The organism is Bradyrhizobium sp. WD16 (genome assembly GCF_024181725.1).
Taxonomy (GTDB): Bacteria; Pseudomonadota; Alphaproteobacteria; order Rhizobiales; family Xanthobacteraceae; genus Bradyrhizobium_A.
In genome coordinates this window covers 1-22,978 of sequence record NZ_CP028908.1, presented here as the reverse complement: position 1 = coordinate 22,978, position 22,978 = coordinate 1, and the positions used below count along the sequence as shown (strand labels likewise).

21 protein-coding genes and 1 pseudogene are annotated in these 22,978 nt (G+C 65.0%); 19 read left to right on the top strand and 3 right to left on the bottom strand.

The window, feature by feature from the left end; translation table 11 throughout:
• Positions 1-23 precede the first annotated feature (23 nt).
• From DB459_RS00110 to DB459_RS00065, 10 genes are all read left to right on the top strand, one after another.
• Positions 24-848 (top strand): flagellin, encoded by an 825-nt coding sequence (locus DB459_RS00110; RefSeq protein WP_253710576.1) that lies wholly within the window; start codon positions 24-26, stop codon positions 846-848.
• A gap of 63 nt (positions 849-911) precedes the next feature.
• Positions 912-2,612 (top strand): flagellar filament capping protein FliD, encoded by a 1,701-nt coding sequence (fliD, locus tag DB459_RS00105; protein WP_253710573.1) that lies wholly within the window; start codon positions 912-914, stop codon positions 2,610-2,612.
• Positions 2,612-3,037, top strand: coding sequence for a flagellar export chaperone FliS (gene fliS, locus DB459_RS00100; RefSeq protein ID WP_253710571.1), 426 nt, complete (start codon positions 2,612-2,614; stop codon positions 3,035-3,037). Before fliD ends, fliS begins: the two co-directional genes overlap by 1 nt.
• Before the next feature lie 152 nt (positions 3,038-3,189).
• A complete protein-coding gene (locus DB459_RS00095; RefSeq protein ID WP_253710569.1) occupies positions 3,190-3,513 on the top strand; it encodes a hypothetical protein in 324 nt (107 codons plus the stop codon).
• Between the two features lie 248 nt (positions 3,514-3,761).
• Entirely contained in the window at positions 3,762-4,424 is a 663-nt protein-coding gene (locus tag DB459_RS00090) for a flagellar hook assembly protein FlgD (RefSeq protein ID WP_253710566.1), read from the top strand.
• Positions 4,425-4,440: 16 nt separating this feature from the next.
• The gene (gene flgE, locus DB459_RS00085; RefSeq protein ID WP_253710564.1) at positions 4,441-5,703 is read left to right on the top strand and encodes a flagellar hook protein FlgE; all 1,263 of its coding nucleotides are present in this window, start codon (positions 4,441-4,443) and stop codon (positions 5,701-5,703) included.
• Between the two features lie 2 nt (positions 5,704-5,705).
• Entirely contained in the window at positions 5,706-5,969 is a 264-nt protein-coding gene (locus DB459_RS00080) for a hypothetical protein (RefSeq protein ID WP_253710562.1), read from the top strand.
• Positions 5,970-5,985: 16 nt separating this feature from the next.
• Positions 5,986-6,450, top strand: coding sequence for a flagellar protein FlgN (locus tag DB459_RS00075; RefSeq protein ID WP_253710560.1), 465 nt, complete (start codon positions 5,986-5,988; stop codon positions 6,448-6,450).
• A gap of 31 nt (positions 6,451-6,481) precedes the next feature.
• Complete coding sequence (gene flgK / locus DB459_RS00070; RefSeq protein WP_253710558.1) at positions 6,482-8,260, top strand: flagellar hook-associated protein FlgK; 1,779 nt, start codon at positions 6,482-6,484, stop codon at positions 8,258-8,260.
• An 11-nt stretch (positions 8,261-8,271) separates the two neighbouring features.
• Entirely contained in the window at positions 8,272-9,183 is a 912-nt protein-coding gene (locus tag DB459_RS00065; RefSeq protein ID WP_253710555.1) for a flagellin, read from the top strand.
• Positions 9,184-9,216: 33 nt separating this feature from the next.
• On the opposite strand, the gene DB459_RS00060 is transcribed toward DB459_RS00065, so the two are convergent.
• Positions 9,217-9,447 carry a helix-turn-helix domain-containing protein gene (locus DB459_RS00060; RefSeq protein WP_253710553.1) on the bottom strand — a complete coding sequence of 77 codons (231 nt, stop codon included), beginning with the start codon at positions 9,445-9,447 and terminating at the stop codon, positions 9,217-9,219.
• Here DB459_RS00060 and DB459_RS00055 point away from each other — a divergent pair.
• The 3 genes and pseudogenes from DB459_RS00055 to DB459_RS00045 form a co-directional block, all read left to right on the top strand.
• Positions 9,442-9,861, top strand: a pseudogene (locus DB459_RS00055) (ABC transporter ATP-binding protein); the annotation flags it as partial. The gene DB459_RS00060 and the pseudogene DB459_RS00055 overlap by 6 nt on opposite strands.
• A gap of 77 nt (positions 9,862-9,938) precedes the next feature.
• Entirely contained in the window at positions 9,939-10,391 is a 453-nt protein-coding gene (locus DB459_RS00050) for a tetratricopeptide repeat protein (protein WP_253710551.1), read from the top strand.
• Positions 10,392-10,649, top strand: a complete 258-nt coding sequence (locus tag DB459_RS00045; protein ID WP_253710548.1) for a hypothetical protein — start codon at positions 10,392-10,394, stop codon at positions 10,647-10,649. It begins immediately after the preceding gene.
• 1 nt (position 10,650) lies between these two features.
• Here DB459_RS00045 and DB459_RS00040 read toward each other — a convergent pair whose 3' ends face one another.
• Positions 10,651-12,984: a PAS domain-containing sensor histidine kinase gene (locus DB459_RS00040; RefSeq protein WP_253710546.1), complete on the bottom strand. Its 2,334-nt coding sequence runs from the start codon at positions 12,982-12,984 to the stop codon at positions 10,651-10,653.
• 803 nt (positions 12,985-13,787) lie between these two features.
• On the opposite strand from DB459_RS00040, the gene DB459_RS00035 reads away from it, so the two are divergent.
• Genes DB459_RS00035 through DB459_RS00020 form a run of 4 tightly spaced genes read left to right on the top strand, consistent with a single transcriptional unit; the run spans position 13,788 to position 18,072 of the window.
• Entirely contained in the window at positions 13,788-15,107 is a 1,320-nt protein-coding gene (locus DB459_RS00035; RefSeq protein WP_253710543.1) for a sugar ABC transporter substrate-binding protein, read from the top strand.
• 1 nt (position 15,108) lies between these two features.
• Positions 15,109-16,032 (top strand): carbohydrate ABC transporter permease, encoded by a 924-nt coding sequence (locus DB459_RS00030; RefSeq protein WP_253710541.1) that lies wholly within the window; start codon positions 15,109-15,111, stop codon positions 16,030-16,032.
• Positions 16,029-16,934, top strand: a complete 906-nt coding sequence (locus DB459_RS00025; protein WP_253710539.1) for a carbohydrate ABC transporter permease — start codon at positions 16,029-16,031, stop codon at positions 16,932-16,934. Before DB459_RS00030 ends, DB459_RS00025 begins: the two co-directional genes overlap by 4 nt.
• 49 nt (positions 16,935-16,983) lie before the next feature.
• Positions 16,984-18,072, top strand: a complete 1,089-nt coding sequence (locus DB459_RS00020; protein ID WP_253710536.1) for an ABC transporter ATP-binding protein — start codon at positions 16,984-16,986, stop codon at positions 18,070-18,072.
• A gap of 64 nt (positions 18,073-18,136) precedes the next feature.
• Here the strand turns inward: DB459_RS00020 and DB459_RS00015 are convergent, their stop codons facing one another.
• Positions 18,137-19,132: a tripartite tricarboxylate transporter substrate-binding protein gene (locus tag DB459_RS00015; RefSeq protein ID WP_253710534.1), complete on the bottom strand. Its 996-nt coding sequence runs from the start codon at positions 19,130-19,132 to the stop codon at positions 18,137-18,139.
• Between the two features lie 101 nt (positions 19,133-19,233).
• Between DB459_RS00015 and DB459_RS00010 the strand changes: the two genes are divergently transcribed.
• Both DB459_RS00010 and DB459_RS00005 read left to right on the top strand, forming a co-directional pair.
• A complete protein-coding gene (locus DB459_RS00010; protein WP_253710533.1) occupies positions 19,234-20,466 on the top strand; it encodes an HlyD family secretion protein in 1,233 nt (410 codons plus the stop codon).
• The gene (locus tag DB459_RS00005) at positions 20,448-22,442 is read left to right on the top strand and encodes a glycosyltransferase (protein WP_253713718.1); all 1,995 of its coding nucleotides are present in this window, start codon (positions 20,448-20,450) and stop codon (positions 22,440-22,442) included. Before DB459_RS00010 ends, DB459_RS00005 begins: the two co-directional genes overlap by 19 nt.
• The last annotated feature ends 536 nt before the right edge of the window (positions 22,443-22,978 follow it).

Genomic DNA, 22,978 nt, shown 5'->3' with positions numbered 1-22,978 from the left:
CGATCACGCCAGGAGGTCTCCAAATGCCTGCCATTTCCACCAACACCGCCGCCAATTCCGCGGTGCGTTACCTCAACATCAACTCCGCCCAGGAAACGAGCTCGCTGTCCAAGCTCTCAAGCGGCTCGCGCATCACCTCGGCCTCCGACGATGCCGCCGGCCTCGCCATCTCGACCCGCATCTCCTCCGACGTGACGACGCTGCAGCAGGCCGCCACCAACGCCTCGCAGGCGACCGCCATCCTGCAGACCGCCGACGGCGGCGCCTCCAACATCTCCGACATCCTCGCCCGCATGAAGTCGCTGGCCTCCGAGTCGGCCTCCGGCACGGTGACGGACGCCAGCCGCGCCTATATCAATTCGGAATTCACCCAGCTCGTCAGCCAGATCGACTCGATCTCCACCGGCACCCGCTACAGCGGCCAGAGCCTGCTCGACGGCACCAGCACCTTCGCCACCGGCTCCAACGTCCTCGTCGGCTCGAGCGCCACCGACACCATCCAGATCAAGCTCGACACCCTGACCTCCACGGCGCTCGGCGTCGGCACCCTCGACGTCAGCACCCAGGCCGGCGCCACCACCGCGCTGACGACGCTCGATACCGCGATCGATACCGTGTCCAAGGCGCGCGCCAATATTGGCGCCCAGGAGTCGCGGTTCAACTTCTCCTCGGATTCGATCTCGACCCAGACCCAGAACCTGCAGTCGGCCAACTCCGCGATCAAGGACGTCGACATCGCTGCCGAGCAGTCGAAGCTGTCGTCGGCCGAGGTCAAGATGCAGGCATCGGTCTCGGCGGAATCGGCCGCCAACCAGATGCCGCAGTATCTGCTCAAGCTGCTGGGCTAAGCGCTCTCCCAAGGCGGGCCGGCCGCGCGCCGGCCCGCGTCCCATCGCGACGGATAGCCGATCATGGCCGTGAGCAGCGTTACCTCGACATCGACCGGCACCACGACGTCATCGACGTCGTCGACCAGCGTCACGACCTCGGGCACCACGACGTCGTCCAGCGTCGACTGGACCGCGCTGATCGATACCCAGGTCAATGCCAGGCTCGACCGCGCGACCTCGATCCAGACGACGATCACCAGCAACGAGGCCAAGATCACGGCCTATCAGACGCTGCAGACCCAGCTCGGCACGCTGTCGTCGGGGCTCGCCTCGCTCTCGACCGCGATCGTCAATTCGCTCTCGACCAGCGTGTTCGCGACCCGGGCGGCGACCATCGGCTCGACCGGCGACGTCAGCGCAGCCTCGGCGCTGTCGATGTCGGTGAGCAACGGCGCGGCCACCGGCGACCACACGTTGCAGATCAGCCAGCTCGCCCAGGCGCAGAAGGTGGTCGGCGCGTCGCAATCGAGCCAGACCAGCGCGCTCGGCTACGCCGGCACCTTCTCCATCGGCCTCGCCGGCGGCACCTCCGCCGACATCACCGTGACCAGCAGCATGACGCTGCAGGACATGGTCGACGCCGTCAACGCCCAGACCGCGACCACCAGCGTCCAGGCCTCGATCGTGCAGGTCTCGAATGGCAGCTACGAGATGGTGCTGACCGGCACCAGGGATGCCGCCGACATCACCACCTCGAGCGTGTCGGGCGACGACATCCTCAACAAGCTCGGCGTCACCGATTCCTCTGGGGCCTTCGCCAGCGTCCTGCAGACGGCGCAGTCGGCAAGCTTCACGCTCGACGGCATCTCGATGACCCGCGACACCAACGACATCGCCGATGTGCTGAGCGGTGTCACCTTCAACCTGCTGCAGGCGACCCCGAGCGGCACGACGCTCAATATCAGCATCGGCACCGACACCAGCCAGATCTCGACCGCGCTGCAGACCTTCGTCACCAACTACAACAGCTTCCGCGACACCGTTCTCAGCAATCAGTCGACCAACTCCGACGGCACCGCGTCGTCGAGCGCCGTCCTGTTCGGCGACGGCACCATGCGCGACATCATGGACCAGCTCCAGGGCGTGCTGAGTTCGCAGGTCGGCGGCATGAGCATGAGCGACCTCGGCCTGTCGTTCAATGCCAAGAACGAACTCGAGCTCGATACCGGCGCGCTCTCGACGATGCTGACCAACAATCTGAGCGGGGCGACAACGCTGCTTGCGGCCCAGACCACGACGTCGTCGAGCCAGCTCTCGGTGATCAATAGCGGCACGGCGCCGCAGTCCTTCACCCTCGACGTCGCCGTCGACAGCTCCGGCAACCTGACCTCGGCCTCGATCGGCGGCGACAGCTCGATGTTCACCGTCAGCGGCACCAGCATCATCGGCAAGTCGGGCACGGTCTATGCCGGCATGGCCTTCACCTATTCCGGCTCGAGCTCGCAGTCGATCACGGTGAGCTCGACCACAGGGCTCGCCGCCCAGATCTCCGCGCTCGCCAAGAACTACGGCTCAACCACCAGCGGTTCGCTGCAGACCCTGATCGAAAGTCTGCAAACCCGCGACACCGAACTGCAGAGCAAGGTCGACGACATCCAGGCCGACGCCTCGAGCTACAAGACCATGCTGCAGACCCAGTACGCCAAGTATCAGGCGGCGATCCAGAGCGCCAACAATACCCTGACCTATCTCAAGGCCCTGCTGAACACGAGCAACAACTGATGAACCAGAATGCAATGGCGTTCCGCGCCAACCAGGCTTACCGCGGCGCAGCGGTCGCGGTGCCGCCGCTCAAGGCGGTGGTGATGTTGTGCGACGGCGCGATCACCTTCCTGCAGAAGGCGCTGGAGTGCCAGGAGGCGCGGCGCCTCGAGGAGGGGCACGACTACCTGACGCGGGCCACCGCCATCCTGCGGGGCTTGAGCCATCATCTCGACTGCAACCGGGGTGGGGCGGTGGCCGAGCGCCTGTTCACCACCTACAACGCCCTGATCCTGGCGGCGCACCGGGCGTATGGCCGGCCGCAGGCCAGGGAGAACTACCGGCGCATCATCGCCGCGATCGCCGAACTGCGCGACGCCTGGAAGGCGGTGGCGGCGGCCACCAGCGTGCCGCCGCCGGGCGCTGCCGTCGGCGCCCGGCGCTGAGGGAGCCTGCTTCTCCCGCGCCGAGCGCAGAGGCGCTGTTTCCGGCCTGCCGCCGGGGCTTCTCCACAGATCGCCGAACCGGGTCGACCGACCGGGCAACCAATTGCCACGGTTTGAGGCGAAAACGTTTCTCGCTGTGTCCGGAATCCTCTATGACGGACCGCACGGCAGCGGAGCGGCCCGGACCCATGGACCTCGCGCGACTTTCGGACCTGATCGACCGGCTCGGGGAGGATCTCTCCCGATGGCCGCAGCCCGACCTCGCCGCCGCGACGGAGCTGCTGGCGCGCTCGGCCGAGGCGCGCGGGCTCCTCGACGAGGCCGTGGTGTTGCGGCGGGCGCTGTCCCGGCCGGCGGTCCGCGCCCCCAAGGGGCTCGCCGACAGGATCGCCGCCGCCGCGCGTGAGCTGAAGGAGCCGGCCGACGACGCCGGCAATCCCGGCTATCCGTTGAAGGCCGAGCCGGCAGACCGCTGAGCCGCGCCGGCCGGCCGCGGCCGCTCATCCCACCATTGATCAGGTGATCCCGGCGCTGTGCTCGAGAGTCGTTCTGCGCATGGCGCAGTCGGCAAAATCTGCCGAGCGATCAAATACTTCCGCAGCGAAAAACAGCGCCTGATCCGGCCGCGCCGGCCGTTTGATCTGCGAACGACCTTCACGACCACATCTTTCGCATCAACAACGTGCTTCGCCGAAACGCCCGGCGGAAGACGCGAGGATCCGCCATGAGCGTTGCTGCCGTCACCTCCAGCGCGACCACGTCGACATCGTCCACGAGTTCGACGTCATCGAGCACCACCCTGAGTTCGAGCGATTTTCTCAATCTGCTGATCAGCGAGTTGAAGAACCAGAACCCGCTCGATGCCACCAGCACGACCGATTTCATCAACCAGCTGACGTCGTATGCGACCTACGACCAGCAGTCGTCGCTCAATTCGAGCATGACCTCGCTGGCGAGCTCGTTCAGCAGCCTCGTGACGCTGAACTCGGTCAACTATATCGGCCACACCGTCGAGGCGAAGACCGATACGGCGACGCTGACCGACAGTTCCGCCACCTACGGCTACTCGCTGTCCTCGGCGGCGTCCGACGTCGCGATCTCGATCAAGGATTCGTCGGGCAACACGGTGTGGAGCGGCAGCGGCACCGGGAACGCCGGCTCCAACACCTTCATCTGGGACGGCAAGACCACCGGCGGCACCCAGCTCGCCGACGGCGGCCAGTACACCATGTCGGTGACCGCGACCGACAGCGCCGGCAACTCCGTCTACCAGTACAGCACCGTGACCGGGAAGGTGACCGGGATCGACGCGTCGAGCAGCACGCCGGCGCTGATCGTCAACGGCGTCTCGGTGAGCGCCAGCAACATCATCGGCGTTTCATCCTGAGCACGGGAGCACAGTCATGAGTCTCACAGGTGCACTCTCCTCCGCGATCTCGGCGCTCAGCGCCCAGAGCACGGCGCTGTCGATGATCAGCGACAACATCGCGAACGCGGACACCACGGCCTACAAGACGACGTCGGCGATGTTCGAGGACATGGTGACGGCGTCGAGCACCTCGTCGTCCTATTCGTCCGGCGGCGTCAACGTGTCGGGCCGGGCGAATATCAACCAGCAGGGACTGCTGTCGGCGACCAGCAATGCGACCGACGTCGCGATCCAGGGCAGCGGCTTCTTCACGGTCAGCGATGCCGCCTCCGGCGGGGCGGCCTACTATACCCGCAACGGCGCCTTCACCATCGACAAGAACGGCTATCTCCAGAACGGCGGCTATTATCTCGAAGGCTGGCGCACCGATGCGTCCGGCAATGTGATCGGCGACGCCGGGGCCGGCAGTCTCGAGACCATCAACACGGAGGCGGCGGCGACCAGCGGCAGCGCGACGACCAAGACGACGATCGTGGGCAATCTGCCGGCCGACGCGGCGACGAGCGACACCTTCACCAGCTCGATCACGGCGTTCGATTCGCTCGGCACCTCGAATACGATCCAGGTCACCTGGACCAAGACCGGCACCAACACCTGGTCGGCGAGCTTCGCCAATCCGACGTCGGCCTCGGACAGCACCGTCGCCACCGGCACGACCAGCGGCTCCATCGCCGTCACCTTCAACAGCGACGGTTCGCTCGCCAGCACCAGCCCGAGCCCGGCGACGATCTCGGTGACCGGCTGGACCGACGGCGCGGCCGACAGCACCATCACCATCGGCCTCGGCACCGCCGGCAAGACCGACGGCCTGACGCAATATGCCTCGGGCTCGACGACACCGAGCGTCAATGCCACCAGCACGTCCGACGGTCTCGCCTACGGCAAGCTGAGCAGCGTGGCGATCGGCAAGAACGGCACGGTGGAGGCGACCTATTCCAACGGCGAGACCATCGCGATCTACAAGATCGCGGTGGCGACCTTCACCAACCCCAACGGCCTGTCGGCGCACAGCGCCGGGATGTACACCGCGACCAGCGATTCCGGCAACGCCAGCCTGCAGGCCTCCGGCACCAACGGCGCCGGCACGATCTACGGCGGTGAACTCGAAGGCAGCAAGACCGACACCAGCGGCCAGTTCAGCGACATGATCTCGGCGCAGCAGGCCTATTCGGCGGCGTCCCAGGTGATCTCGACGGTCAACAAGATGTTCGACACCCTGATCTCGGCGGTGAGGTGACCATGGCGGACAATCATGAACGCGGCGAGGCGCTGCTGGTGCGGATCAGGCGTCTGACGACGCTTGCCGCCGCGCCGGAGCTGGCTACCGATCCGGCAAGGGTGCTGGCGCTGCTCGACGATATCGAGACGGTGCGGCAAGGACTGCTGCGCGAATGCGGGCATCTCGACGACCAGATGCGTCAGGCCATGACGACCATGACCGCGCTGACCGCCTACGCACGCAGCGCCTCGGCCGCCGGCGGCCGTCCGCGCCACAGACATTGAGACAGGAGCAAGGAACATGTTGCAGGCTCGCCGACATCTGAACCCAATCGCATCATCCGCCGACGACACGCGCGTCCGTTCGGTCATCGCGCTGATCGACAGCCTGATCGCGGTGGTCGCCGAGGAGAATGCCGAGCTCGCCAAGGGCCTGCCGGCGTCGCGGCTCAAGCAGGTCGAGGAGAAGACACGGCTGGCCGATCTGTTCGAGAAACAGGTCGCCGACTGCGCCGGGGGCCGGATCTCGCTCCACGTGCGGGACCGGGCGTTGCGCGAGGAATTGATGGCGCGGATCGTCGCGCTGCGCGACGCCATGGACGAGAACGTGCTGCGCCTGCGGGCGGCGATGGAGGCCAGCAACCGCCGCATCGAGGCGGTGATGCAGGCGATCCGCGACCAGATCACCAGCGTCTCGCCCTATGCGGCCTCCGGCCGGCAGGCGGCGCGCGGCGCGATCTCCTGCGGCACCAGCGTGCGGATCTGACATCTTCATCGAGCCGGTCACGGAGGCGGCGATGTCGCTCGAAATCGCCCAGAGCATTGCATTCAGCGGCCTTGCCGCCACCCAGGTCCGGCTCAGCGTCGCGTCGTCGAACATTTCCAATGCCGACACGACCGGCTACACCGAAAAGACCGCCACCCAGCAGGCCAGCGTCACGGGCGGGGTCGGCACCGGGGTGACGGTGACCGGGATTTCCGGCGCGGTCGACAAGCTGCTGCTGAAATCCCTGATCGGCGCCACCTCGGACCTCGGCTCGGCAGACACCGCGAACAGCTATCTGACGCAGCTGCAGAAGCTCTACGGCAGCACGACCAGCAGTACGAGCTCCGGCGGAACGACGCTCGCCGATGCCATCGCGACGCTGGAGACGGCGCTGACATCGCTCGCGGCGACGCCCTCCAGCACTTCGCTGCAGAGCAACGTCGTCAGCGCGCTCGACAATATCGCGACACAGCTGCGCGACACCTCCGGCAGCATCCAGAAGCTGCGCGGCAATGCCGACAAGGACATCGCCTCGCAGGTCGGCAGCGTCAACACCGACCTGCAGCAGATCGCCGATCTCAACGCCGCGATCAAGCAGCAGGCGGCATCCGGCCAGTCGACCGCCGATCTCGAGGACCAGCGCAACACCGCGCTGCAGGACATCGCCTCGAAGATGAATATCAACTACTACACCGCGTCCAACGGCGATCTCCAGGTCTATACCACTTCGGGGCAGGTGCTGGTCGACGGCAATAATGCCCACAAGATCAGCTACGCGGCGGCGGCCAACGTCACCGCGGCGACGACCTATTCGGCCGGGTCTTCGTCGAGCGGGTTCAGCGCGATCACGGTGAACGGGGTCGACGTCACCGGCCAGATCACCTCCGGCAGCATCGGCGCGTTGATCACCTTGCGCGATACGACGCTGCCGGCGGCGCAGACGCAGCTCGACCAGCTTGCGACCCAGCTCGAAGCCGCGGTCAATGCCGTCAGCAACCAGGGCACGTCGGTGCCGCCGCCGACGGCGCTGACCGGAACGGCGAGCGTTGGCAGCTCGGCGGCGCTGTCGGCGAGCGGCACGGTCCGCATCGCCGTCGCCGACCAGAAGGGCAACCTCGTTTCCTACCAGGACCTCGATCTCTCCGGCTATGCCACCGCGGGCGATCTGGTGACCGCACTCAACGGCATCTCCGGCGTTTCCGCCGCGATCGATGCCGCCGGCCACCTCTCGATCAAGGCGACGGCATCGGGCACCGGGATCTCGATCAACCAGATGTCGAGCGCGGTCGGCAGCGGCGGCGAGGGCTTCTCGGACTATTTCGGCCTCAACGATCTGCTGACCGGCAGCGGCGCCGGCTCTCTCGCCGTGCGCAGCGATATCCTCAGTGGAGGCGCTTCCTTGCCGACGGCGATGCTCGACGCCTCGACGAGCCTCACCGCTGGCAGCCAGGTGCTGAGCGCCGGTTCGGCGACGCTGACCAATGCGCTCCATGGCGCGTTGACCGGCTCGACCGACTTCGCCGCGGCCGGCGGTCTCGGCGCCACCACCGGCTCCTTCACCGACTACGCCTCGTCGATCGTCGCCAATGTGGCGACCAAGGCCTCGGCGGCGTCGAGCGCCTACGACATCAAGCAGACGACCCAGTCGACCTATGCCAATTCCCTTTCATCGGAAACCGGGGTCAATCTCGACGAAGAATCGGCGCGGCTCAGCGCGCTGCAGAACAAGTATTCGGCGGCGACCCAGCTCATCACCACGATCAATGCGATGTACCAGGCGCTGTTGACCGCCGTGCAGTCGGCGGGCTGAGGAGGTCTGCCATGGCGATGCGGGTGGCCACCTTTGCCCAGTCCGAGCAGATGATCGCGGGCGCGCTCCGCACCCAGGCGGTGATGGCGGAGAAGCAGGTGCAGGAATCCTCCGGCGTCAAGTCGGAGGATTACGGCAGCTTCGGCGCGACGTCCCAGCAGATCGTCAATCTGCAGGTCTCGGTCACCCGGGCGCAGTCCTATATCGACGCCGCACAGGTGGCGGACAGCAAGGTCCAGGTGATGTATTCGGCGGTCGGCTCGATGACCGACATCATCACCAGTCTGCGCAGCCAGCTCAGCGCCGCCACCGTCGGCAGCACCACCGGATCCGCCTCGGCGATCAACTCGGCCGGCCAGATGCTGGACGAGATGGCCTCCCTGCTCAACACCCAGTACAACGGCCAATATGTCTTCAGCGGCGCGCGGACGACGACGGCGCCGGTCGACCTGTCATCCTATGCCTCGAGCACCGGGTCGGCGACGACGGCCGACACCAGCTACTACCAGGGCGATGGCGAGATCGCCTCGGTCCGCGTTTCCGACCAGCAGACGGTGTCCTATGGCGTCACCGCCGACAATGCCGCCTTCGAGCAGGTGATGCGGGTGCTGCGCCTGGTGGCGAACAGCTCCTCGCCGTTGTCGTCGAGCACCATCACCGACGCGCTCGGTGTCGCCGAGACCGCGCTGGACGCCACCTCGGCGGTACAGACGAAGCTCTCCAACGCGGCGTCGCAGATCGAGACGGCGAGTTCGCGCCAGAGCGATTACAAGAGCTACGCCGAGACGCTGTCGAGCGATCTGACCGGGGTCGACGTCGCCGCGGTCACGGCGGAGCTGTCGACCTACCAGGCCCAGCTCACCGCGTCCTATTCGGCGATTTCGAAGATCCAGGGTCTCAACCTCGCCAGCTATTTGAAGTAGCGGTGGCGGGCGTCTCGCCCGGTCAGCGTCGGCTCAATCGGCATCGCAAGCGGCACGACGCGGCCCGCGGCCGGCCACCGCGAGCTGCGAAAAGGCGCGGCGATACTGCATCGGCGAGGTCTTGAGCTTTGCGGCGAAATGCAGGCGCAGCGACGTCGCCGTGCCGAAGCCGGATCGGAACGCGACGGTGTCGATCGGATCATCGGTCGTTTCCAGCAGGCGTTGCGCGTGGTCGAGTCGCTGGTGCGCCAGCCAGTCGAGCATATCGCCCTGGTCGGGCTGAAGGGCTTCGAGCAGGCCTATCCCCACCAGCTGTCCGGCGGCATGGCCCAACGCGCTGCGATCGCCCGCGGCCTGGTGGGACGCCCGGAAATTCTGCTGCTGGACGAGCCGCTCGGGGCGCTGGACGCGCTGACGCGGGTTCATCTCCAGACCGAGCTGCAGCGGATCTGGCGGGTCGAGCAGGTGACCATGATCCTCGTCACCCATGATGTCGACGAAGCGATCTATCTCAGCGACAAGGTGGTGGTGATGGGCAGCAATCCCGGCCGGATCGTCGAGGAGGTCGCCATCGCGCTACCGCGCCCGGGTGACCGCGCGTCGCTGGAATTTGTCAATTACAAGCGGCAGATCCTCGCTGCCATGGGCGAAGATGCCGGCGCATCGGCAGCGGCGTGACGCGGCGTCAGGGCCGGTGACGTCGGGCCGCCGCTGCGTGGAAGGGCTGCTTTGCAAGGGGGGGACGGCGCCGGGCGGTGCGTGGCGTTGTGCAGGCGCTGCTGCTGTCGGCATCTCTCGTCGATTTGGGGGGGCGGACGATGGCGATGGATACGGCGCCGTCGACCGATCTGCCGGATCTCTCCGTCATCCGGGCGCAGATCTATTCCGGGGACTACGACAAGGCGGCCACGGACCTGCTGGCGCTGACGGCCACGGTGCGTCACGCGGATCTCTACAATCTGCTGGGCTATTCGCTGCGCAAGCTCAGGCGATATGACGAGGCGGCGCGGTGGTACAAGGAGGCAATCTACTACGATCCGAGCCACCGCCCGGCGCTCGAATATCAGGGCGAACTCTACGTCGACACCGGCGATTTCGCCCGGGCGGAGAAGAATCTCGAGTTGCTGCGGCTGCTTTGCTATCCGAACGGTTGCGAGGAATACGACCGGCTGAAGCAGGCGCTGGCGCGGGCGGGACGCAATCCTTGATTGCTTCGCGAAGGCGCGCCCGGCTCCGATGCTGATACGAGCGTCAGATCCAACGCCTGCGGCCTCGGCGTCGTGCCGCATATGCTGGTGTTGAGCGAGATCCAGTCGGGGCGTATCGTCGCGCCATTCGGCTTCGTGCCCGGCGAGCGCTATCTGATGCTGTGGATCGCCTCGCATCTCGCCGATCGCGCCGACCTGCGCATTCTCGAGAAGTGGCTGGTCGACGAGATGAGATCGGTCATCCCGGACAAGGCATGAGCTACGCTGCCGCGGCGACGTCCAGCGGCCCGGCAACGGCCGCGCGGCGCGGGATCGAGACATAGACGACGGTGCCGCGGTCGATGCACGACCTCAGCCGCATCGAGCCGCCGTGCAGGCGGGCCAGCGACTTGGCGATGGCAAGGCCGAGGCCGGAGCCCGGATAGATCCTGGTGAGCTGGCTCTCGACCTGCTCGAACGGCCGGCCGAGGCGGGACAGCGACTGGCTCGGAATGCCGATGCCGGTGTCGGCGATCATCAGGACGACGCGGTCCTCGAGCGCGCGGCCGCGGACATGGACGCGGCCGCCGTCGGGGGTGAACTTGACCGCGTTGGACAACAGGTTGATGGCGATCTGCTTCATGGCGCGGCGGTCGGCGCTGACGGTGATGTCGCCTTCGATCTCGGAGGTGAGGGCGAGCTGCTTGGCCTGGGCGCGGCCCGACACCACCCGCAGCGATTCCGTCAAGGTCTGGCCGAGGTCGACCGGCTCGAGGTCGAGGGTCATGCGGCCGGCCTCGATCTTGGACATGTCGAGGATGTCGTTGATGACGTCGAGCAGGTAGCGGCCGCTGGTGAGGATGTCGCGGCAGTATTCCTGGTACTTGTCCGAGCCCAGCGTGCCGAACATGCCGGACCCCATGATCTCGGAGAAGCCGATGATGGCGTTGAGCGGCGTGCGCAGCTCGTGGCTCATATTGGCGAGGAACTTGGACTTGCTCTGGCTCGCTTCCTCGGCCCGGGTCTTTTCGTCGGCATAGTTGCGGGCGAGCTCGGCGAGCTCGCTGGCCTGGCGCTCCAGCGCCGACTGGGTGCGCTTGAGGTCGTCGACGGTGGCGCGCAGCCGCAGGTCGTTCTCCACCAGCTTCTGCTCGTGCTGCTTGATCTGGGAGATGTCGGTGCCGATCGAGACCGTGCCGCCGTCCTTGGTGCGGCGCTCGGAGATGTTGAACCAGCGGCCGTCGTCGAGCTGGGCCTCGAAGGTGCGGGCGCCCGGCGCCAGCCCGTCGGTGTCGCGCAGCCGGCTGCGCACCTGCGGCATGCGGCCGACCTCGCTCACCGTCTCGACCGGCGTGCCCGGCACCACCGCCGAATCCGGCAGCTGGTGCAGGCGCTGGAAGTAGCTGTTGCACAGCACCAGGCGGTTGTCGGCGTCCCACAGCACGAAGGATTCCGGAATGGTCTCGATGGCGTCGCGCAGCCGCAGGTCGGCCTCGATGGTCCGTTCGGCGAGGCTCTTCTGCTCGGTGATGTCGACGGCGATGCCGATCAAATGGAGGTCGCCGTCGGCGCCGCTGGCGACCTCGCAGCGCACCCGCAGCCAGATCCAGTGGCCGTCGGCATGGCGCATGCGGAAGGCGTGGTCGATATGATCGGTCTCGCCGGCGGCCAGCGCCTTGGCGGTGGCGAACAGGTCGATGTCGTCGGCATTGACCAGGGCGTTGACCTCGCCGAAGGCGAGCAGGTCGCTGCGGCTGTCGAGGCCGAGCAGGGTGAACATCGACTGCGACCAGAAGATCCGGCCGCGGGAGAGATCCCAGTCCCACAGGCCGCAGCGGCCGCGGTTGAGGGCGGTGTCGATGCGGCTGCGGACCGCGTCGTTGATGATGTCGCCCTCGCGGGCGCGGGTCGACTGCCAGTGGAAGGCGAAGCCGAGGATCAGGACGACGAAGCCGGTGGTCGCCGACAGCGTGATGCTGAGCGCCGCGTCCGAGCGCCACGGCGCCTCGTTCTGCTCCTGCAGCACCAGCACCTCGCCGCCCAGGCTGTGGACCGGGTGCCGGGCGGCGAGCGCGCTGGCGCCGCCGAACAGCGTCAGTTCGGTGACCGGCGCGGCGTCGCCGTCGGCCGCGGCCGGCTTGATCGCCGCCATGGTCTGAAGGATGCCGGCGACGTCCTCGACACCGACGTTGATCGGCAGGTCGGCAAGCAGGCGGCGATCCTCGCCGATGACGATGACGCGGCGGCCGCTGGCGATGCCCCAGGCCGGGACCAGTTCGGGCAACAGGCTGTTCAGGCGTTCGGCGGGCTGATCGAGCGCGGCGCGATCGGTGCGGGCGACGGCCTGGCGGTCGAGCCGCTCGGCCAACAGCTCGGCGAGGGCGGCGAGATCATGCCTGATGGCGCTGCGCTTCTGCCTCGACTGGTCGACGACCTGAACCACGGCGCCGATGCAGATGGTGACGAGGAAGGCGATGATCAGGGTCGGAACCGCGCGCCGCAGCGCCGGTTCGGCGATCAGCAGGCGGTGATAGGCCGGCTTTGCGATCGACTGCGCCAATCCCTTGATCGAATCGGATTGGACGCACGCGCTCGTCGCGTGTGCGTGCCCCATGCTTGTCCCCCGGAATGCTCAGCCCAAGCTCGACGTCGAAGATCGACGTCGAAGACCGAAGCGAGCCCTCGCTTCGAATCAGTTCCATTCGAATCGGTTTTGATCCCCGTGTCGAGAGTCAACGAATCGTTAATAGGGATTTTTTTTAGCTGTGGAGGCCGTGCGGGATCGGGCAAGCGCGCCAAGATCCGGCATGGCGAAAGTTGCTGCGCGATCCGCGGGTTCGGTCCAGGCTGCAGCGAAATCAATCACCTGAGGATAGGGCCGGAGGTCGCCGCCGATCCGGTCCGTCTGTCCGGCGCACGGCTCCCGATGACGGATATTTCGGAAATGGCAGCGGGACCTTCCTGTTGGTCAAAGGCGCGCGAGAGGCGGGCCGGCGACGGCGCGAACAGCGGCCGAGCTGAGGCGCGGTGCCAACAGAGAAGCGGCAATGCGTGATGCCGCGCGGCGCAACGTCGGGCGGTGCGCTTGCAAGCGTAGGCGAGAAGTTTCGTGTCGGCGGCGATCGGCGGCAGATTCGCCCTTTCAGTTACAGGTTGGGTGAAGAAGCATTGTCATTTTGCCGATTCAGCGCGGCGATAATTGACGCGATCGCCGAACCTATAGTTCTATGATCGCAACGCGGTTGGTCAATTCGCTCGTGCAATCGAGCAGCGGCCAGCGAAGCTTCACAGCGCCGGATGTCTCCTTCACCGGGCGGGCCGAGCCGGCTCGATCGAACGATGCGGCTTGCGCCGATGGCGGACGCAGAGGCAGCTACGGGAGCCTGCGCGTGCAACGTGATCATGAGGAGCAGGCCGATGACCGAGCGAACTGAACGACCGGCGACCGGCTTGAACCGCCGCACCCTGCTGGCGGCCTCGGCCGCTGCCCTGGGCGCCGGCCCGCTGCTGCTGTCGCCGCTGCTGCGGTCGGGCGCCTTCGCCGGCCAGGAGCTCAACCTCACGATCATCCAGCCGCATGCCGTCGCCGGCGAAGTGCTGAAGAAGCTGTTCCAGGAGCAGGCCGGCGTCACCCTGAACTTCACGGTCATTCCCTATGACCAGGTGCATGCCCAGGCCACCCTCGACGTGCAGTCGGGGGCCAATCATTTCGATGTCCACGACTATCTCTATACGAGCATCGGCGCCCTGGTCGACGACAAGGTGGTGATCGACGTCACGGATCGGATCGAGAAGGACAAGGAGACGATCCGTCCCGACGATTTCATCGGCTCGATCTACGACGCCTACACGCTGGTCAACGGGCGCCGCTGGGGCCTGCCCTACGACGGCGACGCCCACGTGCTGTTCTACAACACCGAGATTCTCAAGCGCCACGGCCTCGAGGCTCCGGCGACGTGGGAGGCCTATTATCAGGCGGTGAAGACCGTCACCGAGAAGGAGAAGGGCAACGGGATCTACGGCACAGCGCTGCTCGGCTTCAAGGTCCCGGTGATCATCGTCTCGAGCTACGCCAATCGCCTGGCGGGCTTCGGCGGGCGTTTCCTCAAGGGCGGCCAGCCCGATCTGTTGTCCGAAGAGTCGATCGCGGCGGCCGAGGAGCTGGTGCGGGTCGCGCCGTATGCCTTGCCGACGCCGTCGGAGACCGCCTTCGATCAGGCGCTACCCGCCTTCCTGTCCGGCAAGGTGGCTTTTCTCGAATTCTGGACCGATCTCGGCGTCCGCTCGCAGGACCCGCAGAATTCGAAGATCATCGACAAATGGGACGTGACCCAGCTGCCGGTGGGCGGCAGGAACAAGACGTCGGTGGCGGCCCTCGACGCCGGCTATGGCTGGGCGATCTCGGCCGGCTCGAAGAAGAAGGACCTCGCATGGGAATTCGTCCGCTGGGCTTCCTCGCGCGAGACCGGCCTGAAGCTGCTGACGACCTCCAATTCGGGGATCGACCCGACGCGCAACTCGACGCTGAACGCGCCGGAGTACAAATCCTTCGCGCCCAAGGTCCAGCGCGCGGCGGCCGCGGCCTTCGGCAGCGCGCTGGTGTGGCCGACGGTCCCGCAGGCACCGCGGCTGCTCGACGCGTTGACCGAGCAGCTTGCCTTGATCCTGGCCGGTCAGCGCAAGCCGAAGGCGGGGCTCGAAGCCGCGCAGCGCGCCTGGGAACGCCTGCTCGTCTGACATGGCCCTCCGATCGTTCACGCTGCGGGCCGCAGGCGCGGGCACGAGCCGGTCGCGGGCCGCGTGGCTGATGCTGCTGCCGCTGGCCCTCGGGCTCGCGGCCTTCGCCGTCTATCCCGCGGTCTATGTGGCCGGGCTTTCATTCACCAAGTCGACCCTCGGCCAGCCGTTCAAGGCCTGGACTGGCTTGAGCAACTATCGCTGGCTGTTGCTCGGCGGCGACGAGATGTTTGTGCCGTCGCTGTTTCGGGCGGCGCTGTTCTCCTTCGGTGTCGCGCTTGTCGAACTGTGGCTCGGCTTGTGGCTCGCCTTGCTGCTGTCGACCATGCGCCGCGCCGGCCGGCTGGTGCGCTCGGTCATGCTGCTGCCGCTGATCACGCCGCCGGTGCTGGTCGGCGTGGCATGGAAGCTTCTGCTGGCACCCGGCGGCGGTCTGGTCAACGGCAAGCTGATGGCCTTCGGTCTCGTCGACGCGCCGGTGTCCTTCCTCGGCACCGAGCATCTCGCCTTGCTGTCGATCATGGTTGCAGACGCGTGGCAGTGGACGCCGTTCGTGGCGATCCTCGCCTATGCCGCGCTGCGCCAGGTCCCCGACGATGTGGTCGAGGCGGCCCGGCTCGACGGTGCGAGCGAGGGCGCGGTGTTCCGGAAGATTCAGCTGCCGCTGGCGGCGCCGCTGCTGCTGGCGATCTTCGTCCTGCGCCTGATCATGGCATTCAAGACCTTCGACCTCCTTTACATCCTGACCTTCGGCGGGCCGGGCGACGCGACCGACATGGCCGGCTTTGCCATCTGGCGCAAGGCGCTGCGCGAGTTCGACGTCGGGGCCGCCGCCGCCGAGACGGTGCTGTTCGCTGCGTTCGTCTCCATCGCGATCCTGCCCGCGCTCTGGCTTCACCGTCGCATCGAGGGCAATGTGATATGACGACCGTGACCGTCCTGGACATCGATCGCTCGCGCGGGAGCGATGCGCGCGACGCCGCGCCGACGAATATTGCCGCCCGGGTGGGGACGGTGCGGCGGGCGGCGGCGCGGGTCCTGTGGTGGCTCGGCGTCAGCCTTTATGTCGGCTTCTTCCTGCTGCCGGTCGCGTTCCTGATCAGCCTCACCTTCAAGACGCGGGACGAGGTGCTGCTCGGTCAGTTCTTCACCAGCAAACCGACCCTGGAGAACTGGTGGAAGGCGTTCGAATTCATCAATCTCGCCGGGTTCATCGGTCATTCCCTGGTGATCGCGAGCCTGTCGGCGGTGCTGACGCTCGTGGTCGCCGCGCCGGCGACCTATGCGGTGGTCCGGCTGCGGAGCGGCGAATGGCTCGGTTCGCTGACGCTGTCGAGCTATATCGCGCCGCCGGTGGTGGCGCTGTTGCCGTTGTTCTTTCTGATGCGATGGCTGGGCCTGCTCAACAGCTTCGCCGGCATGATCCTGGTCTACGGCTTCATGAATGTGCCGGTCGCCTACTGGCTGTTGCGCGGTTTCGTCCGCCGGATTCCGCCGGCACTCGACGAGGCGGCCTGGGTCGACGGCGCGGGGTTCCTCAAGACCTTCCTTGTCATCCATCTGCCGCTGCTCGCGCCTGGCCTCGTGGCCACCGGTCTCGTCAGTCTGATTCTTGCCTACAACGAATTCCTGTTCGCCTCGGTGTTCGCCCACGACGACAGCGTTCGCGGCCTGACGGTGGCGATCTCGCTGTTTCAGGGGGATCGCTTCGTGAATTTCGGACAGATGGCGGTGGCCTCGCTCGCCGGCATCGTGCCGGTCTACCTGATTGCGCTGTTCTTTCAGAACCGCCTGGTCGGCGGTCTGACCGCGGGTGGCGTGAAATAGCCGCCCTCACTCACTTTTCATTATTACACGCGCCACCGGACGGACCTTCATGGCCAGCATCGATATCGTCGACCTCAACAAGGACTTCGCCGGCCATCGCATTCTCAGGGACGTCAACCTGTCGATCGGCGAGGGCGAATTCCTGGCGCTGGTCGGGCCCTCCGGCTGCGGCAAGTCCACGCTGCTGCGGATCATCGCGGGCCTCGAGCCGGTGTCCTCCGGCGTCGTCGCCTTCGACGGTGAGCCCGTCAATGCGAGGCCGCCGCAGGCGCGCAATGTCGCCATGGTGTTCCAGTCCTATGCGCTCTATCCGCATATGCGGGTGCGCGACAATCTGGCCTTTGGTCTGCGACAGCAGAAGCTGCCGCCACCGGAGATCGCGCGCCGTGTCGCCGAGGCGGTGAGGGCGCTCGAACTCGAGCGTTATCTCGACCGCTATCCGCGCGAGTTGTCGGGCGGCCAGCGCCAGCGGGTCGCCATGGGCCGGGCGATCGTGCGCGAGCCGGTCGCCTTCCTGCTCGATGAGCCGCTGTCCAACCTCGATGCCCAGCTTCGTGCCTCGATGCGGGTCGAGATCAGGGCCCTGCAGGAGCGCCTCGGGGTCACGACCATCTATGTCACCCACGATCAGATCGAGGCGATCAGCCTCGCGGACCGCATCGCCCTGCTCAACGGCGGCGAGATCATGCAGGTCGACACCCCGCTCGGTCTTTATGATCGTCCGGCCAATCGCTTCGTCGCCGGCTTCATCGGCTCTCCGGCCATGAATTTCATCGCCGGAACGCGCAGCGGGGACGGCGTCCGTGTCGCGGACGGCGGCATGATCGCGCTGCCACCCGGCTACGCCGACGCCCCCAATGAGGTGGTCGTCGGGCTGCGGCCCGAGCACCTGGCGCTCTATCGCGCCGAGGGCGGCGACGGGGCGTCGACGGTCGGGGGGATCGTGCGCCATGTCGAGCATCTCGGCGCCGAGACCGAACTCCATGTCGAGAGCTGCGGCACGCGCCTGTGTCTGCGGCATTTCGGTCGCGACGCGCCGGCGAGCGGGACGCCCGTTCGGATTCGCTACGATCAGGCCTATTTGCACCTGTTCGACGCCGCGACCGACCGGCGCATTCCGCAGCAGCTGGCGCACTAGTGTCCTGTCTCCGAATTACCGCTTCATTTGCCTCACCCTCGCACGGTAATTCGGAGACGGGACACTAGTTTACATCGAGACGTTCCGACTTGATGCGGTCTGTCCAGAGGTTCATCTCGTCCCTTACAAATCCGGTCAGTGCTTCCGGGCCGCGCTGTTTGCGGTCAGGAACAGTGCCCCCAAGCTCGATCAGCCGGTTGCGCACCGTTTCGTCGTCCAGCGTCCTGGACAGCGCATCATTGAGCTTTTCCACGATGATATTTGAGACCCCCTTCGGGGCGAACATCGCGTACCACACGGACAACTCATATTCCGGCAACCCACCTTCCTTTGTAGTCGCGACATCCGGCAGGGTCATGCTGCGCGACGGCGCGGCGATCGCGTAGGCCTTGACCTTGCCGGCATGGACTTGAGGCGCTGCAATTATGGTCGAATCGCACGTGTAATCGATGCGGCCGCGGGCCACCGCATCCATCAAGGCCGTGGCGCTTTCGTACGGGACAAGGCGCGGAGTCGCGTGGAGCACATGATTGAGCCAACCGCATGCGATAAACGGAACGGAACCGACGCCCGCATGTCCTTCATCGAGCTTGTGAGAGTTCGTCTTCACGTAATTGATGAACCCGTTGAGGTCCGCGGCAGGGAAATCCCCTCGCCCAAGGATGATGATCGGCGAGGTCGCCACCAGCCCGATCGGTTGGAAATCGATTTGAGGATCGTATGCAAGGTTAGGGTACAACGCCGATGCAGCCGCATGGGTGCCAGTGTTTCCCATCAACAATGTATATCCATCCGGCGCAGCCTGCTTTACACGCAGCGAAGCGGTCAAGCCGGCCGCCCCCACGATGTTCTCCACCGCCACTTCCTGTCGCAATAGGAGAGACATGTGGCTGGCAATGACGCGCGCGACCGCATCGCGCGGACCGCTCGGGATCCAGGGCACCACGAGGGTAATCCTGCGGGCGGGATAGTCGCTGTCCTCGCTGCGAGGCTCAGTAGCCCAAAGCGCTCCACCCAGAATGGTCACAAAAGCCAGCAGAAGCCGTGCTGTCGAAATCATGTGACTTCCCGTCGCTCGGTTCGGACCAACTATTCAAAATTAGCACCATCAGACGTTGATCAAAATCAATTGAACCACTCTAAATCAGTCGATAATGAATTATGGCTTTATGGAACCGGCGGTCCGTTCGTATCACAGTCGGCATTTTGTTGTTGGGAGGCGCCGTCGTTGCGATCCTGCCGACACTGACCGGCTATACGAGTCTTGATGGAACCGTGAACGCACTTATCACGGTGATCTCAGCTCCCATTGACGGCACTGTAACGGTTACTCCGCCCAAAATCGGGACCGCCCTGACGGGAGGAACTGAACTGCTGGGCATCCGAAACGATCAGATCGTCCGCACGGCTGAAGTCCAGATGAGCGCAGAGCTCGAGGCGGCACGGCAGCGGCTCCAGGCCATGGACGCCCGGCGCACCCAACTAATGGCGCTGCGTGAGGAGCTTCATACACGTTGGCTGGAATATCAGCAGGCCAGCATTCAGAATCTGACCCAGCAAATCGACATACGACGTCAACAAATAACCACGGCGATGGCGCAGCGAGTGGCGGCCGCGTCCGACCTCACCAGAAAGCAGCGGCTGGGGGTGACAGGTATCGTGGCCGAATCCGTGGTCGAACAGGCGCGGGCAGCCTCTGTCGGCGCCGAAAACGCACGCACTATCGCCGATATGGAACTGGACAGACTGACCCTGCAGCTCGATTCCGTAAGGAAAGGTATCTTCATCGGCGAGGGTCGCAATGATGTGCCCTACTCCCAGCAGCGGATCGACGAGATCTCCATCCAGCTTGCCGAATTGGAATTCAGCGAGCGAGACCTCAAAGCCCGCATCGTCCAGCTTTCCACGCAGCAAGAGGAAGAACACGAACGCAACCGGACATTGGGATACGTGAATCTACGAATCCCGTTCGACGGGGTCGTTTGGCGCAACAATGTGGTCGAGGGCTCCCACGTCATCGCGGGCAATGAGCTTATGCAGGTGCTGGACTGCCGCGACCTGTTCGTCGACATTCTCGTAGCGGAAGTCGATTACGACCAGATCTACCCCGGACGCGAGGCGCAGATCCGGCTGTTCGGTCGCTCCGATGTGCTCGAGGGCAAGGTCCTGTCGGTGCGCGGCAGCGCGGCGGTGGTCGACGATGTGGTGCTTGCGGCGAAACCTCCGCAGAGCCGCGGCAAGGACGCACGTATCCGCGTCGGCCTTCCTCAATCGGCGCTGAATTCCGATTATCCAAACTTCTGCCAGGTCGGGCGTTCCGTCCAGGTCCGGTTCAAGACCCGCTCGCTCCCGATCGTGCGTTGGTTGAGGTCGATATGGTTCAGTATTACCTAGAACCACTCGGCCCGGCGCTGCTGGTTGCGGCGATCTTCTTCATTTTTGTCCTGAATTCGCCGCGCCAGCGCACCTGGGTGCGGACGATCACATGCACTTTTGTGCTGCTGGTCTCGCTGCGGTATCTTTGGTGGCGCTTTCACGACACCGTCCTGCCCTATCCCCATGGCGGCCTGACATTCTACTGGGTATGGTTTCTTTTTGTCATCGAACTCCTGGCATTTGTCGAGATTGCGCTCTTTCTCCTCATCGTGAGCCGTTACTGCGAACGCAGCGCCGAAGCTGACCGGCTGCAGGCGGCATTCACGGCGCAGCCACAGGAAGAGTGGCCGACCATCGACGTCCTTATCCCAACGTATGACGAGCCCATCGACGTGCTGGAACGCACCATCGTCGGATCTCTCGCGCTCGATTATCCGAAGGGCAAATTCAGGGTCTATGTGCTTGACGACAAGCAAAGGGATTGGCTGAAGGACTTTTGCGAGGAGAAGCGTGCCATCTACGTGGCTCGGCCGGACAATTCACACGCAAAAGCCGGAAATCTGAACCATGGCCTGGGAATTTCGTCCGGCGAATTCGTCGCGATCTTCGATGCCGACTTCATCCCCTACCGGCAATTTCTCCGCCGGACGACACCGTTCTTTCGCGACCCAACAATCGGCATTGTGCAGACACCGCAGCACTTCTTCAACAAGGATCCCATCCAGTCGAATCTTAGCATTGAGCGCGTCTGGCCGGACGAGCAGCGACTGTTCTTCGACGAGATGGCGGCGAGCCGGGACGCGTGGGACGTCGCCTTCTGTTGCGGTTCGTGCTCGATCATTCGCAGACGAGCGATCGAGGCGATCGGAGGCATTCCCACCGAGTCCGTCACCGAGGACCTGCTCACGACGCTTGAAATGCTGAACAAGGGCTACAAAACACGCTATTTGAACGAGCGGCTGTCGATGGGTCTGGCCGCGGAGAATCTCAGGGGCTATTTCATCCAGCGCAGCCGCTGGTGCCTCGGCGGAATCCAGAGCCTGTTCGTGAAAAATGGCCCCGTCCATGGGCCCGGCCTGACTCTCCTACAGCGCATCATGTTCATGCCGACGAGTTGGCTGATCCAGTACATCGTCCGCTTCTGCCTCCTGATAGTTCCCATTGTCTTTCTCTGGACCGGAGTTGCTCCGCTCTTTTTCACCTCGACCGAAGACATCATCTACTATCAGATGCCAGTCCTGCTGGCCTACTTCCTCCTCATGAAATGGATCACGCCGTCGCGATATTTGCCGGTCGTGTCGAACGCAGTCGGTGTGTTTGCCACGTTTCGCCTGCTGCCCACGGTGATCATGGCCCTGATCAAGCCGTTCGGAGCCCCCTTCAGGGTCACCCCAAAAGGCAGCGGGGCCGGCCAGGGTTATTTTGACGGGTACACATTTGCCTGCATCGCGGTGTTAGTCACGCTCACCGTGCTCGGCGTCATCATCAACATCGTTCCCGAATGGTCGATCATACGCAAGGGCGAGTTTTCGGTCGTCGCCATGTATTGGGCAGGAGCAAACGTCGTGCTGCTCGTGATCGCTGCCCTCATTTGTTTCGAGAAGCCTCGCGTACCGGTAGTGGCGTTCTCTATTGGTGAACCGGCCAGCGCACGGTCCGATCGGGGACGTGTTCCGGGACGGCTCATCAGCATGTCGCTGGAATCCGGCACTCTGGAGATTTTGCAGGACGAGCAGCTTTCCGTCGGCGACAAGATCCTCATCGAAGCGGCCGGGTTTCCTCCTCTCCCGTCCCGCATCGAGAGCATTACCAGAGAGGCGGCGCGGAAGGCCTCGATTCGGTTCACGCACGAACTGGATGCGGCACCACGTGATCGCCTGATCGTGAAGCTCTATACCGGAGACTACTCGCAGGAGATTCGCACGCTCGATACGCTTGCGATCGTACGCGGATTGTGGAAGCGGGCTTTCGGCCGAACTGCGATAGGTGTGTAGCCGCTTTCGAGGTTGGGCTCGGCGAAGATATTACATCGGCCCTCGCTTGGACGATGTGGTTGATCTCGACCTCGAAGATTCCGCATCGGTTCCGCGCCGGTCCCAGCCAATGAGAGCGGCATTTTTCATTTCAACCGACCTCCATTTCCTTGATGTTGAGCGCGCGCGACGGCATCGCGGCCGGCCGCAGTGATTTCGAATGTTGTCTGCGGGCGCTTGCCGAGCCTTGTGCGCCTTGATCAGGTTGGCCTCGGCGAGGACGGCGGCATTGCACCGAAATCGCGGGCGGCAATCGGCCGGTGGCTCGACATACCACCATAAAGCAATCGCGGCCGTCGGGAAATGCAGCGGCTTGCGCGCCCCACGCCTCGCATCTTGTTCCAAGGACCCTAGTGTGGCGTCTCGCAATTGCCTATGCCTTCGCGGCAAGCCTCTCCTAGGCAATTGCGAGACATAAGCCACGCTAGTGTGGTGGATCTGACGCTCGTTTCAGTATTGCAGCGAGTTCTTCGAACGAGCGTCAGATCCAAAATCAC